This is a genomic window from Nonomuraea sp. NPDC003754 (genome assembly GCF_053605785.1).
On sequence record NZ_JBSGJX010000008.1, the window covers coordinates 71,860 to 86,425 of the forward strand.

The following is a 14,566-nucleotide window of genomic DNA, read 5'->3' on the forward strand; positions in this document are numbered from 1 at the left end:
TCCTTCCGCAGGTGGCGAGGGGACACCAGAACAGACGACGTGGCGGAGGATTTCTGAGCGGTGAAGCCGCTGACACCGGGCCGTTCGTCAGGCCGGATGGGTCGGGTCGGACACACCCTCGATGTCGAGGGCCCCTTCTCGGGTCGGCGGCCGCCGCCGTCGAAGCCTTCGCCTGCCCGATGTGCGCCGCTGCGGCGGGCAGCCCCTGCCGGACCCGGGGCGGCAAGGTCGCCCCGAAGTACCACACCTCGCGCTTCACCCTGGCGCCCCAGCTACGCGCCGAACTCGAGGTACGCACTCCGGCCGATCGCGGCCCCGGTCGTAGCTGGGCGGCAGGCGCGGCGATCCACGCCCCGGCGCCGCAAGCCGCCACGAAGCCGGCCCGCGTCGGCTACGCCCGCTGCAGCACCGCCCAGCAGGAACTCCAGAGTCAGCTAGACGCCCTGGCCGACGCCGGATGCGACCCGGTCTTCTCCGAGAGGATCAGCACCCGGATCAAGGTACGGCCCGAATTCGCCAAGGCGCAGCAGTACGCCCGCACCATCAAGCAAGCCGTCCCGCACCAGCGCGTGATCCTCACCGTGCACGAGATGAAACGCCTCGGACGCGGCGCCGCCGAACTGCTCACCATCGCCGAAGACCTACGCCACTACGACATCGAACTGGAGCTGCTCACCGGCCCGCTGCAGGGCATCTACAACCCGTCCGGGCACGGCGCCGCACTGTTCGCTTTCTTCGCTGGCATGGCCGAGTCCGAGCGCGAGTACGTGCGCGAGAAATCGCTGGAGGGCCAGGCCTCGGCCCGCGAGGGCGGCCGCCACGGAGGCCGCCCCAAGGTCTTCGACGACGACATGATCGCCTACGCGCGAACGCTACGCGAACGCGGTGTGGCGGTGCCCGACATCGCGTCCAAGCTGATCATCCCCACGGGCAAGAACAAAGGCAACAACCCCTCCGTGGCCAGCGTCTACCGCATCCTCGCAGACAACGAGGGCACGCCGACCTGACACCCCCAGTTCGTCGGCTCACGCCAACGGCTTCGGGTTAAGCAGGAGCCCGACGCCCGCTCAACCCGATGGGTCAGATCTGGAACTGTGCTGCCGCACCTCGCGGGAGCCACCGGAACAGGCCCCTGATCTGTTCCGGAGCTCGCGCCAGGTCGCGCTCGACGCCGTCGCGGCCCTGCCGGAAGTGCGCCCAGCCCTCGTAATGGACCGGCAGCACCGTGCGCGGGGTAAAGGTCCGGCACAGCCGTACGGCCTGGCGCCCGGTCATGCTGTACCGCAACGGCCCGGTCAGCGGGAAGCCGACGCCGCCCAGATGGAGCAGCACCGTGCTGGGCCGGATCGCGGCGGCGGCCCGGCGCAGCGCCCGATGGTCGACGGTGTCGCCGGTGATCCAGAGCGGGCCGTGGGCCTGGCCTGGCCAGGTCAGGGCGAATCCGATCACCTCGCCGGTGATCGGGCGGCTCAGCGGCGGCCCGTGCCGGCAGGGTGTGGCCAGGATGTCGATGGGCGGGCGGCCGGGCGCTTCCAGGCGGGTCGATTCGCCGGCGAGCAGGCCGCGAGCCGCCACCGGGAGGGCATGGGCTCCCGACCGGGTGGTCACCACGGTTCCCGCGTCCGGCAGCAGGGCCCGGCCGCCGTGGTCGAGGTTGTCGCCGTGGTGGACGTGGGTGAGCAGGATGGCGTCGATGGGTGGCAGATCGGCGGCGCTCACGGCTGGTCCGGTGAGTTTGCGTGAGGAGGTGCCCCACCCGAAGGAGTAGGTCTGCCCGGGAGCGTCGAAGGTGGGATCGGTGAGCAGGTGCCAGCCGCCGAACTCGATGAGCACGGTCGGCCCGCCGATATGGGTGAAGTGGACGTTCGTCACGTGACCGCTTCCTTGTGTGGTGTGGTGCCGATCAGGGCCAGCAAGCCGGTAGCGGGGAGAAGGGTGCCGCCTGGAACGAGGTTCATCGCTTCCTCTGCAGTGCGGTTCCCGTGCGGTCAGCTCTGTGGATGGGCCCGTGAGGGTGGGCGCGCTGAGGGAGATGCCGGCCTTTGGGCGGCCCGCATGCGGCGGCGGTCGGCCGGGGTGGTTGCGGCCCACATGCCGTCCGGTTCGCCTGTGGTCACCGCCCATTCCAGGCACGGGAGCCTGACGGGGCAGGAGGTGCAGATCCGGCGGATTTCTGCGGTCTGTGCCGCCGGGACGGTCTTCCAGTCCAGCGGGAAGAACACGTCCGGATCCTGGGCGCCGCACGCCGCCGACTCGGCCCAGTGCAGGTTCAGCTGTGTCATGTCCGTGCCTTGTCGTGGGCTTTTGCCGGGTAGTGAGGTCCGGCGTGGCTGTGCCGTCACGCCGGACCTGCTCGCCTTAGCCGGCGTGCCTGAGCGCCCAGTTCAGGGCGTGGTCGGCGACCTCGTCCCAGCCCTGCTGGGCGGGGATCAGGTGGGAGCGGCCGGGGAACTCGGCCACTTCGGTGATCGTGTCCGGCGCCTTGTAGTGCTTGGCGTTGGAGCGCTGGATCTTCGGCGGCATGAGGTTGTCGTGCTCACCGGAGATGAACAGCAGCGGCTTGCGGTCGTTGTTGTGGTAGTCGACGTAGGTGTCGTCCTTGCCGGGGTGGATGTTGGCCAGGGCGCTGCCCCAGAAGATGTGGCCGGAGGCCGGGATGTGGTAGCGCTCGTAGGCGGCCCGCGCCTCGCTCTCGGGGAAGGTGTTGGTGAAGGCGTAGCGCCAGTGCTCGTAGTCGAGGCCGACGGCCTTGTGCCGGTTGGCCGGGTTCCTGAGCATCGGGAAGGTGGCCTTGACCTGCGAGAGCGGGATGACCTTCACCCCCTCGGTCGGGGCGGAGTTGACCGCCACGCCGGCCGTGCCGTAGCCGTGGTCGAGCAGGATCTGGGTGAACACGCCGCCGGCGGAGTGTCCCATGAGGATCGGCGGCCGCTCCAGGCCGCTGACGAGCTTCTCCAGGGAGTCGATGATCTGCGGGACGGTGACCCGCTCGATGGGCGTGGGGTCGGCGTTGAGCGCTTCGACCTCGACCTCGAAGCCGGGGTAGGCGGGGGCGAGCACCCTGAACCCCTTGGCCTCGTAGTGGGCGATCCAGTTCTCCCAGCTGCGCGGGGTGACCCAGAAGCCATGGATCAGGACGATCGTGTCGGGCTTCATCGGCTGCTCCTAGCGGGTGGCGGAGTAGGCGGCGAGGATGACGGCCGTGGCGGCGGCGGGGTGGGACATCATGACCACGTGCGAGGAGTTGATCTCGGTGACCTTGCTGCCGGCGCGCTTGGCCATGAAGCGCTGGGCGGCGGCCGGGATGACCTTGTCCTGGGCCGGGATCAGGTACCAGGACGGGATGGTCTTCCAGGCGGGTGCGGCGCTGGGTCCCGACAGGCCTTCGACGCTGCCGGGCCGTTGGGTGGCGGCCATCAGCCGGGTGGTGGACTCGGGCAGGTCGGCGGCGAAGACCGCGCGGAACTTGGCGGGGTCGATGTAGCCGTCCGTCCCGAGTTCGGTACGGCCCGGCACCGGGTACTTCCGCGTGATCAGGGCTGTGCCGAGTTCGCTGCCGGGGAATTGCTGGGCCAGTTGCAGCGCGCTCTCGCCCTCGTCGGGTGCGAAGGCGCCGAGGTAGACCAGGGCTTTGACATTGTCGTGCCCGCGGGCGGCGTTGGTGATGACGATGCCGCCGTAGGAGTGGGCGGCGAGGATGACCGGCCCGGTGATGGTGTCGAGGACGCTGGAGATGTAGGCCGCGTCACCGGCGGTGTCCCTGAGCGGGTTGGCCGGGGCGATGACGGGGAAGCCGGCCCGCTGCAGCAGGCCGATGACCTGGTTGAAGCCCGAGGCGTCGGCGAACGCCCCGTGCACCAGGACCACGGTCGGCTTGGCGGGGGCCGCGGAGGCGGAGACGGTCGCTCCGCCCAGGCCGAGGATCAGGGCACAGCTCGTGACGAGGGCGCCCAGCAGGCGGCCGGCCCGGCGTAGGAGGGTCACGCAATGCTCCTCAGGAGTTCACGAAGGCGAGCAGGTCGGCGTGCAGGCGGTCGCGGTCGGTGTCGGGCAGGGCGTGCCCGCTGCCCTCGTACACCTTCAGGACGGCGCCGTTGATCATGTCGACCGAGCGCTTGCCCCCGACCTCGAACGGCACGATCTGGTCGTCGTCACCGTGAATGACCAGGGTGGGAACGTCGATCTTGGCCAGGTCCGGCCGGAAGTCGGTGGCGGAGAAGGCCGCGATGCACTCGTACGCGCCCCGGTGCCCGCACGCCATGCTCTGCAGCCAGAACGCGTCCCGGAAGCCCTGAGGGACGTCCTGCCTGCGGTTGTGCCCGAAGAACGGGCCGTCGGCCAGGTCACGGTAGAGCTGCGACCGGTTCGCGACCTCGCCCGCGCGGATCGCGTCGAACACCTCGATCGGCAGACCCTCGGGGTTGTCCTCGCTGCGCAGCATCAGCGGCGGCACGGCCGACACCAGCACCAGCTTCGAGACGCGGTCGCTGCCGTGCCGGCCGAGGTAGTGGGCGACCTCCCCGCCCCCGGTCGAGTGCCCGACCAAGGTGAGGTCGCGCAGGTCGAGCTGCTCGATCAGGCAGGCCAGGTCGTCGGCGTAGGTGTCCATCTCGTTGCCGTGCCAGGTCTGCGCCGAGCGGCCGTGCCCGCGCCGGTCGTGGGCGATGGCGCGGTGCCCGTGCTCGGCGAGGAAAAGGGCGGCTGCTTCCCAGGCGTCGGAGTTGAGCGGCCAGCCGTGGCTGAGCAGGACCGGCGAGCCGCCGGTTCCCCAGTCCTTGTAGAAGATCGAGGCTCCGTCGCTGGTGGTCACGTAAGGCATGTCGGATTCCTTGGTTGACGTGGGCTTTGTGGTCTTCATCCAAGTCGCGTGGCCGTGGGGCGACCATGCAGAACCGCATGCAGAAGTAGCGCGGATCCACGATCCGGACACGTTGATCCACAACTGGCGCAAGCCGTAGATTCATCGTCAGTGGGGAGGATGCATGGTCAGTGAGTTCGGTCTGCTCTTACGGCGGCTGCGGCAAGAGGCAGAGCTGACGCTCGAAGAGCTTTCCGCTGTGTCGGGCGTGAGCGCGCGGGCGATCAGCGACATGGAGCGCGGCCACAGCCGCGGCCCGCAACGGCGCACGGTGGATGCTCTGGCCGACGCGCTCAAGCTCGACGGCGAGCGGCGGACGGCGCTGACCGACGCCGCGAAGGCGGGCCGTCCGAGGCCGACGGGTCCCGCGCCGGGTTCGTGCGAGCTGCCGCGCGGCGTGGGCGACTTCACTGGACGAGCCGCCGAACTGCTCCAGTTGCGCCGTCTGGCCGAGCAGGCTGGCGCCCCGGCCGCGAGCATCGCCACCGTCTCCGGCACCGGCGGCATCGGCAAGACTGCCCTGGCCGTGCACGCCGCCGGGCAGCTGGCCGGCCTGTTCCCCGACGGCCGCTACTACCTCGACCTGCGCGGCATGGACGCCACGCCCCTGCCTCCCGCGGTGGCGCTGTCGCGGCTGCTCAAGGCTCTCGGCGTCCCGGAGAACGCGATCCCGGGCGAGGAGGAGGAGCGGGCGGGGCACTACCGGGCGCTGCTGCGCGAGCGCAGCTGCCTGATCGTCCTCGACAACGTCGCCCACGAGAGCCAGGTCCGCCCGCTGCTGCCGCCGGACGGCGCCGCGATGGCCATCGTCACCAGCCGCAGGACCCTCGCCGGGCTGGAGGGCGTGCGGCAGATCCCGCTGGCTCCGCTGTCCGGCGAGGAGACGGTCGGCCTGCTGCGCGCGATCGTGGGCGAGGAACGTTCCGGGTCGGACGCGACCGGCCTGGCCAGGCTGGCCGAGCTCTCCGGCCGTCTGCCGCTGGCTGTGCGCATCGTCGGCAACCGCCTGCAGAGCCGGCCCGGGTGGACGCCCAGCCAGCTGGCCGGACGGCTGGACGACGAGGAACGACGGCTGGAGTCCCTGGCGGCCGGCGACCTGGCCGTCGCCGCGGCGTTCGCGCTCTCCTACGAGCAGCTGTCCGGTACGGCCCGCCTGGTCTTCCGTCGCCTGGCGCTCGCCGCGGCGCCGGACTTCGGGGTGGCGCTGACCGCGATCTTGAGCGAGACGGAGCCGGAGGAGGCCGAGGACGCGCTGGAGGAGCTGGTCGAGCTGGGCCTGCTGCAGTCGCCGTACATCGCCCGCTACCGCTTCCACGACCTGGTCCGCCTGTACGCCCGCGCACAGCTGGCCAAGGAGGAGTCGATCGAGGCGCAGCACGGCGCGCGACGGCGTATGGAGAGCTGGCTGCTGGACATGGCGGTCGTGGCGGGACGCTGGTTCGAGCCGGGGTACGGCGCGCCCCCTCCCGGCTGGCGTTCCCTCATCGAGCTCGGCAGCCGGGAGGAGGCTGGCAACTGGCTGCGGGAGGAAGGGACGGCCTGGCTGGAGGCGTTGCGCTCGGCGGCCCATCAGGGCGAGCACGCGACGGTCGTCGAAGTGGCCGAATCCATGCACTGGTTCTCCGACCAGTGGATGTCCTGGGGCCACTGGCGCGAGATCTTCGAATTGTCCTCCGGCGCGGCGCGGGCCATGGGCGACCAGCTCCAGGAATCGGTGCACCTCGGCTACCTGTCGTGGGCGCTGATCTTCTGCGAAGCCCGCGAAGCGGAGGGGCGGACGGCCGCGTTGCGGGCAGTGGAGCTGGCGCGGGCCGCGGGCGACGAACGCCAGCAGGGCTGGGCCCTGCTCTACGCCGCGTGGGCCGAGCAGCTGGAGCCGACCAGGCAGGAAAGCGCGCTGGAATACGCCCGCCAGAGCGCAGACCTTCTGCGCCGGGCTGGAGACCCGGAGGGCTACCCACAGGCCGCGACCACCGTCATGGTGTCGCTGGGCCGGCTGGGGCGGATGGAAGAGGTGCTGGAGCAGGGCCGGGCTTGCCTGGCCACCCTACGGGAGCCCGGCTACGGCGGCGATCCGTCGATCGTGGCCTACAGCATCGGCGTGACGCTGCACGACATGGGAAGGGCCTACGCCGAGACGGAACGATGGGACGAGGCGATCGACGCCTTCCAGCAAGCGCTGCCTGAGCTGAGCGCGCACCCCATCGCCGTGGTCCTGGGGCGTGCGCACCGCAACCTGGGAGTCGCGTTGACCAAGACTGGCCGCTTCGAGGAAGCACGCCAGGCTTTGGAAGAGGCGCGGCGGATCCTCGAAACGACCAGCGAGACCGCAACCGTGGCCAAGGTGATCCAGGAGCTGGCCGATCTACCCGAGCGGTGAACGCGTCCAGCGACGCAGACGGCCCGGCTGCAGCCCTCTTCTCAGTGGCGGCTCCGCTCGCGTGGTCAGGCGCCCTGGCCCGCCTCCAACTCCGGACCCGGCTCTCGGGCCGGGCTGGCGGGGTCTGGGGTGTCCAGGTCGGGGCCGAGGTCAAGCCGTTTGCTCATGTCGAGCTCGAACTTGCCGTACAGGTTCAGATGGGTCCAGAACAGGGCCGAAAGGCCGCGCCGGTCGGCATCGGTGAGCTTCTTGGCCCACGCCGGTTCGGCCAGGACGATCTGCACCATGCGGGTGTTCAAGTAGACGATCGCGGTGCCTGGACCAGGTGGAGTGCGAGGGCGGACACTTCGACGCTTTCGCGGTCGTCGCCGGTCAGGTCGCCGGCCTTTCCGTAGAAGAGGTCCTTGTTGGCGGAGTTCCAGTTCTCCACCACGTTCAGGCCTTCGTGGATCTCGCGGCGCAGTTCTTCGGCGGCGAGGTAGTCGCAGATGAAGATGGTGCGGATCACCCGGCCGAGTTCCTCGATCGCCCGGTAGGTGGGGTGCTTGGGGCCGCCGCGGGTGAAGCGGCGCAGCATCTGGTGGGCCTGCGCGTCGACCTTCACCTGCCCCGCCATGAACTCCACCGCCGGGCGAGGCACGTCCTCCCGGCGAGGGAACCTCGCTTCCAGCTCGAAGAACTTCAGCATCAGACCGAAGCCGAGCCGCGTCGCCCCGGACTTGTTCGCCAGTGGCGCGAACTCCTCCTCATCCAGCGTCCAGCACTCGATCAGGTCCTCTAACTCCCAGTCACGTCGCATGCCCGCCCGCACCCTTTCTCCCGATCTCCAACGGAGGGGCAGGAGAAGCATGGTTTGTAACCGCCCGACTACCGATCGGCATGCCCGAGCCGTGATCGCGACGTAGCGGACCTGAGACGCAACGCTCAGTTACATTGCCCCCGTCTCAAACTGGCTTTCCATACTGCGAGCCATTCGAACCACGATTGCACAGAGCTACTTTGCCCCTGGTGACGGCGACCCGAGCGCCGGGCCTCGAGGTGGGGGCCCTCGCATGTCGACGAGGTCGCGGCCCAACGCGTCGAGTAGGCCGCCCCTTCCCTGCGGGAACTGCACTTCTCGCAAGTTTCGTCGCGACCATCGAACACAACAGACCTCATTTTCTGATTTATATTTTCTAGAAAACCAATAATGCTAAGCTGTTTCCGTGACAGCGGAGACGACAGTCGTGACGCCTTGTGTGCACTGTGGGGCGCCGATCGAGCAGCGCAAGGGGAGAGGCCGTCCCCGGGCGTACTGTGCGGGCACCGACTGCCAGGCGGCGGCCAAGCGTGAACGCGAGCTCCGCCGAGCCACCCCCGGTCTTGAGGGCGCGCTGGCCAGGGCCGAACAGCTGTACGAACGCATGGAGACCGGGCTGGCGGCCGCTATCGAGCCGCTGGCACGGGCGCTGGCCGAGGAGCTGAGCCCGGCGGGTGTGGAGGCGAAGCTGAGCGCCGTGCAGGCCGAGGCGCACACCAGGGTGGCCATCGCGCGGACCGAGCGGGAGCAGGCCTTCGAGCAGGTACGGCTGGCAAGGGAAGCGGCCGAGCACGCACGCAAGCAGACCGCGGAGATGCGTCAGGTGGCCGAGGAAGCGCAGGCCGAGCGCGACACGGCGCTGGCCGACGCGGAGACCGCGCGCGAGCAGGCACTGGCCGCATTGCGGGAGGCGGCGACGACCGAACGTGTGGCCAGGCAGGCGGCGGCCGCGGCGGAACAGCGGGCGGAGCAGGCCGAGCAGGCGCGCGACCAGGCGGCCAGAGAACTGGCCGAGCGCGTAGAAGCGGCTGAGGCGATGGTGCGCGAGGAACAGACGCGGGCCACGGAGGCCCAGGAGGAAGCGCGGGCACAGGTCGAGACGGCCCGGGCTGAGGCGAAGGCCCAGGTCAAGAAGGCTCGGGAGGAAGCGAAGGCACAGGTCAGCGCGTCTCAGCAGGACGTGGAGCGGGCCGAGCTCGCCGTACGGCACGCCCAAGAAGAGGCGGAACGAGCGGTCACGGCCGCACGGGCGGAACGTGACGCCGCCAGAGCAGACGCTGTCCAGGCCGCGAAGGCGCGGGAGCGAGCCGAGCGGGACGTCGCGGCAGCGCAGGCACGGGCCGCGGCGGCGGAGGCCGAACGTGATCGCATCGCCGAGCGTGTGGAGGCCGAGCGGCGGCGGGCGGTCGAGCGTGCCGAGGCCGCCGAGGCGCGCGCGGCTCAGGCGGGAGAGGCGAACGCCAGGCTGGCGGCCGAGGCCGAGGCGCGGATCCAGGCGGTGGAAAGGGAGCGCGGCCTGACGATCGCGGCAGTCCGGAAGGAGCGGGACGCGGCGGTCAAGGCGGCCGAGCGCGACCGGGACCTCGCGGTGGCGGCGGCGCAGCAGGGCGGCGCGCTGGCGGAGGAGCGGGATCAGCTACGTCTGGAACTGCGGCTCGAGCAGGCGCGGATCATGGACCTCCGTGCCGAGTTGGAGGCGGTGCGAGCGGAGGCAGCCCAACTGCGTGAACGAGCAGTGACGGCCGAGCTCAGGCTTCGTTGACGGCCTCGAGGAACGGCGGTACAGCCGTTGGCACCAACAATGGCTGTGGGACTCGAAGTGAATGGGAACGGGGCGTGGCGTTAGCGGCCGGCATCCATCGCATCAAGTACGGACGGCCGGGAACTCCCACGGCGAAAGGCAAAGTAGAGCGATAGCCCAGACGATCGCGACCCGCTCGCGTTTGCGGGTGGCGGCCGACGGGCGCGCCGAGGTCGGCGAGGAAGGCCCGGATGGGGACGGCGATGATCTCGGCGAGGTCGCCGTCGCAGTAGGCGGTGAACGGCAGCAGGATGTCAGTCATGTCAGGTGTACTGCCTCGCTACTACCGGCCTGAGCGGGCGGTGGCCGCCGACGAGTCGGTGTCGTGGGTGATGGTCGATGAGGACCTGGACCTACATGTCGAGGTCTGCGCGTACCTGGCGGGGCTGCGCGCGACGGGCCGGGCGTTCAACACAGGCAGGCCGCGTCGAGCCGGTGCTCGCAAAAAGACGTCGACCGGCTGCCCTCGGCAGCGGTAACGTCCTGGGTCGATGTGGAGCGAAGTGCGACCGCCGACGACGACTCAGGTCCGCGACGCCTTCGGTGTCGAGGTGGGCGAGTTGCGGCCGCATCCGGGCGGGTTCGAAGCGGATGCGTTCACCGACGGGCGCTGGTTCATGAAACTTTGGCGTCAGCAGCCCGACAGCGACGCCGCTCTGGCGCTGACCGCTGAGTTGGCAGCTCGGGGCATCCCCGTTCCTGCGGCGGAGCGAGCACTTGACGGCTCGTACACCTCCGAGCATCACGGCCGGCGCTACGCGCTGTTCCCGTTCGTCGACGGCCGCCAGGGAACGTGGAACGACGCCGACGCGATCGCGCGGGCGATGCGCGCCGTGCACGAGATCACCGACCTCGTCCTGTCCTGCACCGATATGGACGAGTGGTGCATCGAGGTGCTGCGCGACCGGCACGACCACCCTTGGATCGTCGACCGCCGCGACGAGGTCATGGCCAACGTCGACCGGCTCGAAGCGGTGATCGAACGGGCACGCGCGATCGACGTGCCCCACGTCGTGTGCCACCACGACCTGTTCCCTCACAACGTCCTCGTTGACCGCGACGGTCGCATCGCGACGCTGCTCGACTGGGGTCGCGCGATGCTGGCGCCGCGCGAGCACGATGTGTTCGCCGCCTTGTGCGGGCCGGACCCTGTGCGCTTCCTGCGCGCCTACGGCGCGGAGGGACTCGACCTCACCCACCTCGAGTACGCCCGGCTCGCCCGCTCGCTGCGCGACCTTGCAGTTCGCATCTACGACGAGGTCGACCTGGAGGGCGTCAACACCTGGGGTTTCGACGGGTTGCGCCGAGTGGACGCCGATCTCGTGCTCTCCCGACCTTTTTGCGATCGCTGAGGTCACCCGATGCGTCCATCGACGAGATTGCGGCGCGATCGACGCCGGATCACCGTCCTGGGTCGGCTCATTCCGCCGGCGGGTGTTCGAGTTCGTCGCTGAGCAGGTGGGCCCGCCAGGTCAGCGCCATCCGCGCGGTCGGCGTCCCGACACAGCAGATCAGGTTCACCACCGATCGCGCCCAGGCCATCCCATCGCTCCGGCACCGGCTCCCGCGCGCCGCTCTTCGGTAACGATCGGCCCCTGCTGACCGGCGCTCCTGAGACCGACTGAGGCCTCGTTGCGGACACCGTCTCCAACGAGGCCGCCCAGGTCAGAGGCTCCGCAACGATCAGCGGCTCAAGATAACGGTCGCTTATGAAACAGCTCTGCCGGTTCACGGACGAATGTTGATCTCCCGGGCGGCTTCGCACAGGCTTGGCCGCCCGCGAGCGTCGTTCAGCCGACGGGCGGCCGCAATGATGGCCTGGGTCAGATAGTCGGCATACTTCGCGGGCACGAAGCCGGCCGGCGCCCCCGGCGGGCACCTTACGCCCGCCGAGCCGGTTCATCTCCCGTGTGCGCCCAGCGCCTGGATGGTCTCGACTGCCTTACCGAGACCGAGGTCGCGCACGGCTCGTGTAAGCATTTACTTTCCATCGCCGGATCGTCCATCACACGTCAATTGACGGTCCCTAGCTTCGTCGACGTGCCGCTGATCAGCGGGCGCGAAGGTGGAGGCGATGAGGGAATTGCAGTCCTCGGAGTACGGGCGGATTGTCGAAAAGGCTCTGGTCGGAGCTGGACGTCGTGATTGGGAGGTGATAGGGGGCGATTACTGGTGCCAGGTCGAGCCCTCCGGTCACCTGAATCGGCTGCAGGGCTGGAAAATCCACGTGTCCGCGCGGGCCGACAACGCGGTGGCAGTGCTGGAGGCCGCGGCCGGAGTGCTGGTCGGAGAATCGTGCCCGTTCAAGTTCGTGGTCTCTCCTGACCGGCTCGCCCGGTCGTTGTCGAGGGAGAACGATCGCGCGTTCAGCGGGAAGTTCATCACGGCGTACCCGGACGACGACGAGCAGTTCGTCCGTCTTCTTGAGATCCTTCATCAGGCGACCAGAGGGCTGCCCGGGCCGCAGATCCTTTCCGATCGCCGGTACCGCGATGGCATCGTGCAGTACCGCTACGGCTCGTTCGCCAGCGTGCGCATGCTCGGCGACAACGGCGTCCATCGCGACATGCTCGTCGCTCCGGACGGGTCGCTGGTTCCGGACCTCCGGGTGGCGTGGTTCGCGCCTCCGCCGTGGGCGCGGGATCCGGTGGTGGCGCGGGAGGAGGTCGTGGCCGACGTCGAGCCGTTGATCGGTCGCTATCGCGTCACCGGGGCCATCCGGCATTCCAACAAAGGTGGCGTCTTCCGGGCGGTCGCCGAGGACACCGGTCAGCGAGTGATCATCAAGCAGGGCCGTCCGCACATCGATGCCAACGTTCACGGCGACGTACGCGACCTGCTTCGCAACGAAGCCGAGATGCTCACCAGGCTGACTCCGTCGGGACTCGTCCCACGGTTCGTGGAGATGTTCGAGCTGGAGGATCACCTTTTCCTCGTCGAGGAAGAGATCCCCTGGCGATCACTCCAGGACTGGGTGGCGGGGGCCAAGGGCGCGCGGCTGCCGGACGAACGTGTGGTCGAGGTGGCTCGCGCCGCTGTCGAGCTGGTGGCCGAGATCCACCGTGCGGGTGTGGTGATCCGCGATCTGACTCCCGCCAACGTGCTGCTCAGTGACGCGGGGGAGTTGCGTCTCATCGATCTGGAGGCGGCGACCGTAGCAGGCAGTGAGGCGGTGCGGCTCGGCACGCCCGGTTACGCCGCTCCGGAGACCGCGGGTGAGGTTCCACCTCCCGCTGACCAGGCCGGGGACCTGTTCGGCCTGGGCGCGGTGCTGGCGTTCGCCGCGTTGGGGCAAGATCCCCTCCTGGTCGCCGATGACCGTCCGACAGACGGCCGGATGGCGGCTTGGCTGAAGCAGGCGGCGTCGTGGCATCCCTCCGCCGGCCTTCTCGCTCCGTTGATCTGCGGGCTCATGAAGGACGATCCCGCAGCGCGCTGGTCCTTGAACCGTGCACGCCGCTTCCTGAACGCGTCCGCGGCGCGGGAGGCTCCGGCGTCGGCCACGCCTCCCGATGCCGACGCGATGATTCGCTCCTCGCTGGAGCATCTGCTGGACACGATGGCCCCGCGCGAGTCGTGGCTGTGGCCGGCCGAACCCGGGCTGGACCACGCCGACCCCGCTCTCGTGCAGTGGGGAGCCGGCGGCGGCCTGTCCGCTCTCGCCGCCGCCTGGGCTGTGCGCGATCAGGTGGAAGTGGACCAAGGGCGGCTGCTGGAGGCGATGCGCCACGGCTGTCGCTGGCTCGATCGCTACCTGGACACGGTCTCGCGCGTCATCCCCGGCCTGTACGTGGGTCACGCGGGCGTCGCCTGGACCGCGTGGGAGGTGGCCACCGTCGTCGGTGACCAGCGGGTCGCCGACAGAGCGCTACGGCTCGCGCGCCGCCTGCCCATGCGCTGGCCCATTCCCGATGTGGTGCACGGCCTGGCCGGCGGCGGACTGGCGTTGGTCCACCTGTGGCGAAGAACGGGTCAGGCCGAGCTCTCGCACCGTGGCCAGATCCTCGCCGACGGCCTGGTCGAGTCGGCCCAGCCGATCAAGGATGCGGTCTGCTGGCCGCTCACGGTCGATGTCGCCTCGGAACTGGAGAAGGGCTCCTATCTGGGGTTCGCGCACGGCAACGCGGGAGTCGGGGCCTTTCTCGTCGCGGCCGCGGCGGCCTGGAACCGGCCCGACTATCTGGAGACCGCGGTCGCCGCGGCCGACCTGCTCGTGACCACCGCCCAGATCGACGGCGAGGCGGCCTGGTGGAGCGACCGGCTGGACCGCCAAGATCGGCGCCTGCCCAACTGGTGCCACGGTTCCTCCGGCATCGGGACCTTTCTCCTGCGCCTGTGGCGTGCCACCGGCCGGGACGTCTATCTCGATCTCGCGCGAAAAGCCGCCGTCGCCGTGCGAGAAGACACCGCGCGTTCCTGTCCGGGGGCCTGCCACGGGCTGGCGGCGGAGGGACACTTCCTCCTTGATCTCGCCGACGTCCTGGAGGAGGAGAAGTACCGCGCGTGGGCCGGTGAACACGCCACCGGGCTGGCCGTACGCTCCGTCGAACGAGATGGACGCCACCTGATCGGGGACGCCTCCGGCCGTCAGGTGAGCGCCGGCTACGCCGGCGGACTCGCCGGATCCCTGAGCTTCCTTCTTCGCCTGCGACACGGGGGAGCGCGCCCGTTCATGCCGGACGGGCCTCACTGACCCACGGCGACAGCCGTGCCGATCCTTCTCCCACC

At 69.8% G+C, this 14,566-nt stretch carries 15 protein-coding genes; 6 read left to right on the top strand and 9 right to left on the bottom strand.

The annotated features are described in order from the left end of the window. Nucleotides 1–11: 11 nt before the first annotated feature. Nucleotides 12–1,007: a recombinase family protein gene (locus ACWEVS_RS12660; protein ID WP_452551431.1), complete on the top strand. Its 996-nt coding sequence runs from the start codon at nt 12–14 to the stop codon at nt 1,005–1,007. 73 nt (nt 1,008–1,080) lie between these two features. Here ACWEVS_RS12660 and ACWEVS_RS12665 read toward each other — a convergent pair whose 3' ends face one another. The 5 genes from ACWEVS_RS12665 to ACWEVS_RS12685 all read right to left on the bottom strand — a co-directional run bounded on the left by ACWEVS_RS12665 (nt 1,081) and on the right by ACWEVS_RS12685 (nt 4,819). Beyond that, complete coding sequence (locus ACWEVS_RS12665; protein ID WP_449923084.1) at nt 1,081–1,872, bottom strand: MBL fold metallo-hydrolase; 792 nt, start codon at nt 1,870–1,872, stop codon at nt 1,081–1,083. A gap of 116 nt (nt 1,873–1,988) precedes the next feature. Then, nucleotides 1,989–2,282: a WhiB family transcriptional regulator gene (locus ACWEVS_RS12670; RefSeq protein WP_452551433.1), complete on the bottom strand. Its 294-nt coding sequence runs from the start codon at nt 2,280–2,282 to the stop codon at nt 1,989–1,991. Between the two features lie 76 nt (nt 2,283–2,358). Then, on the bottom strand, nt 2,359–3,156 hold the full coding sequence (locus ACWEVS_RS12675) for an alpha/beta hydrolase (RefSeq protein ID WP_452551435.1): 798 nt from the start codon (nt 3,154–3,156) through the stop codon (nt 2,359–2,361). A gap of 9 nt (nt 3,157–3,165) precedes the next feature. Then, on the bottom strand, nt 3,166–3,984 hold the full coding sequence (locus ACWEVS_RS12680) for an alpha/beta fold hydrolase (protein ID WP_452551437.1): 819 nt from the start codon (nt 3,982–3,984) through the stop codon (nt 3,166–3,168). 10 nt (nt 3,985–3,994) lie between these two features. Further along, the gene (locus ACWEVS_RS12685) at nt 3,995–4,819 is read right to left on the bottom strand and encodes an alpha/beta fold hydrolase (protein WP_452551440.1); all 825 of its coding nucleotides are present in this window, start codon (nt 4,817–4,819) and stop codon (nt 3,995–3,997) included. Between the two features lie 163 nt (nt 4,820–4,982). Here ACWEVS_RS12685 and ACWEVS_RS12690 point away from each other — a divergent pair, with 163 nt between their 5' ends. Next, complete coding sequence (locus ACWEVS_RS12690; RefSeq protein ID WP_452551442.1) at nt 4,983–7,238, top strand: helix-turn-helix domain-containing protein; 2,256 nt, start codon at nt 4,983–4,985, stop codon at nt 7,236–7,238. A gap of 65 nt (nt 7,239–7,303) precedes the next feature. On the opposite strand, the gene ACWEVS_RS12695 is transcribed toward ACWEVS_RS12690, so the two are convergent. After that, nucleotides 7,304–7,525 carry a hypothetical protein gene (locus tag ACWEVS_RS12695; protein ID WP_452551444.1) on the bottom strand — a complete coding sequence of 74 codons (222 nt, stop codon included), beginning with the start codon at nt 7,523–7,525 and terminating at the stop codon, nt 7,304–7,306. A gap of 8 nt (nt 7,526–7,533) precedes the next feature. Next, nucleotides 7,534–8,037, bottom strand: a complete 504-nt coding sequence (locus ACWEVS_RS12700) for a Tn3 family transposase (protein WP_452551445.1) — start codon at nt 8,035–8,037, stop codon at nt 7,534–7,536. Between the two features lie 406 nt (nt 8,038–8,443). On the opposite strand from ACWEVS_RS12700, the gene ACWEVS_RS12705 reads away from it, so the two are divergent. After that, the gene (locus ACWEVS_RS12705) at nt 8,444–9,799 is read left to right on the top strand and encodes a hypothetical protein (RefSeq protein WP_449923034.1); all 1,356 of its coding nucleotides are present in this window, start codon (nt 8,444–8,446) and stop codon (nt 9,797–9,799) included. On the opposite strand, the gene ACWEVS_RS12710 is transcribed toward ACWEVS_RS12705, so the two are convergent. Continuing rightward, nucleotides 9,786–10,100, bottom strand: a complete 315-nt coding sequence (locus ACWEVS_RS12710; protein ID WP_449923032.1) for a hypothetical protein — start codon at nt 10,098–10,100, stop codon at nt 9,786–9,788. The genes ACWEVS_RS12705 and ACWEVS_RS12710 overlap by 14 nt on opposite strands. Between ACWEVS_RS12710 and ACWEVS_RS12715 the strand changes: the two genes are divergently transcribed. Then, nucleotides 10,099–10,317 (top strand): hypothetical protein, encoded by a 219-nt coding sequence (locus ACWEVS_RS12715; RefSeq protein WP_452551448.1) that lies wholly within the window; start codon nt 10,099–10,101, stop codon nt 10,315–10,317. The genes ACWEVS_RS12710 and ACWEVS_RS12715 overlap by 2 nt on opposite strands. Before the next feature lie 12 nt (nt 10,318–10,329). After that, the gene (locus ACWEVS_RS12720) at nt 10,330–11,190 is read left to right on the top strand and encodes a phosphotransferase enzyme family protein (RefSeq protein ID WP_449923027.1); all 861 of its coding nucleotides are present in this window, start codon (nt 10,330–10,332) and stop codon (nt 11,188–11,190) included. 67 nt (nt 11,191–11,257) lie between these two features. Here ACWEVS_RS12720 and ACWEVS_RS12725 read toward each other — a convergent pair whose 3' ends face one another. After that, complete coding sequence (locus tag ACWEVS_RS12725; RefSeq protein ID WP_452551450.1) at nt 11,258–11,380, bottom strand: hypothetical protein; 123 nt, start codon at nt 11,378–11,380, stop codon at nt 11,258–11,260. 532 nt (nt 11,381–11,912) lie between these two features. On the opposite strand from ACWEVS_RS12725, the gene lanL reads away from it, so the two are divergent. Beyond that, nucleotides 11,913–14,531: a class IV lanthionine synthetase LanL gene (lanL, locus tag ACWEVS_RS12730; protein ID WP_452551452.1), complete on the top strand. Its 2,619-nt coding sequence runs from the start codon at nt 11,913–11,915 to the stop codon at nt 14,529–14,531. Nucleotides 14,532–14,566 lie beyond the last annotated feature (35 nt).

Excerpts from the sequence above, each read along its gene's own strand:
- ACWEVS_RS12700 (WP_452551445.1), bottom strand. The coding sequence starts at position 8,037 with ATGCGACGTGACTGGGAGTTAGAGGACCTGATCGAGTGCTGGACGCTG.
- ACWEVS_RS12720 (WP_449923027.1), top strand. The coding sequence starts at position 10,330 with ATGTGGAGCGAAGTGCGACCGCCGACGACGACTCAGGTCCGCGACGCC.
- ACWEVS_RS12675 (WP_452551435.1), bottom strand. The coding sequence starts at position 3,156 with ATGAAGCCCGACACGATCGTCCTGATCCATGGCTTCTGGGTCACCCCG.
- ACWEVS_RS12670 (WP_452551433.1), bottom strand. The coding sequence starts at position 2,282 with ATGACACAGCTGAACCTGCACTGGGCCGAGTCGGCGGCGTGCGGCGCC.
- ACWEVS_RS12725 (WP_452551450.1), bottom strand. The coding sequence starts at position 11,380 with ATGGCCTGGGCGCGATCGGTGGTGAACCTGATCTGCTGTGTCGGGACG.
- lanL (WP_452551452.1), top strand. The coding sequence starts at position 11,913 with ATGAGGGAATTGCAGTCCTCGGAGTACGGGCGGATTGTCGAAAAGGCT.
- ACWEVS_RS12710 (WP_449923032.1), bottom strand. The coding sequence starts at position 10,100 with ATGACTGACATCCTGCTGCCGTTCACCGCCTACTGCGACGGCGACCTC.
- ACWEVS_RS12715 (WP_452551448.1), top strand. The coding sequence starts at position 10,099 with ATGTCAGGTGTACTGCCTCGCTACTACCGGCCTGAGCGGGCGGTGGCC.
- ACWEVS_RS12685 (WP_452551440.1), bottom strand. The coding sequence starts at position 4,819 with ATGCCTTACGTGACCACCAGCGACGGAGCCTCGATCTTCTACAAGGAC.
- ACWEVS_RS12695 (WP_452551444.1), bottom strand. The coding sequence starts at position 7,525 with ATGGTGCAGATCGTCCTGGCCGAACCGGCGTGGGCCAAGAAGCTCACC.
- ACWEVS_RS12690 (WP_452551442.1), top strand. The coding sequence starts at position 4,983 with ATGGTCAGTGAGTTCGGTCTGCTCTTACGGCGGCTGCGGCAAGAGGCA.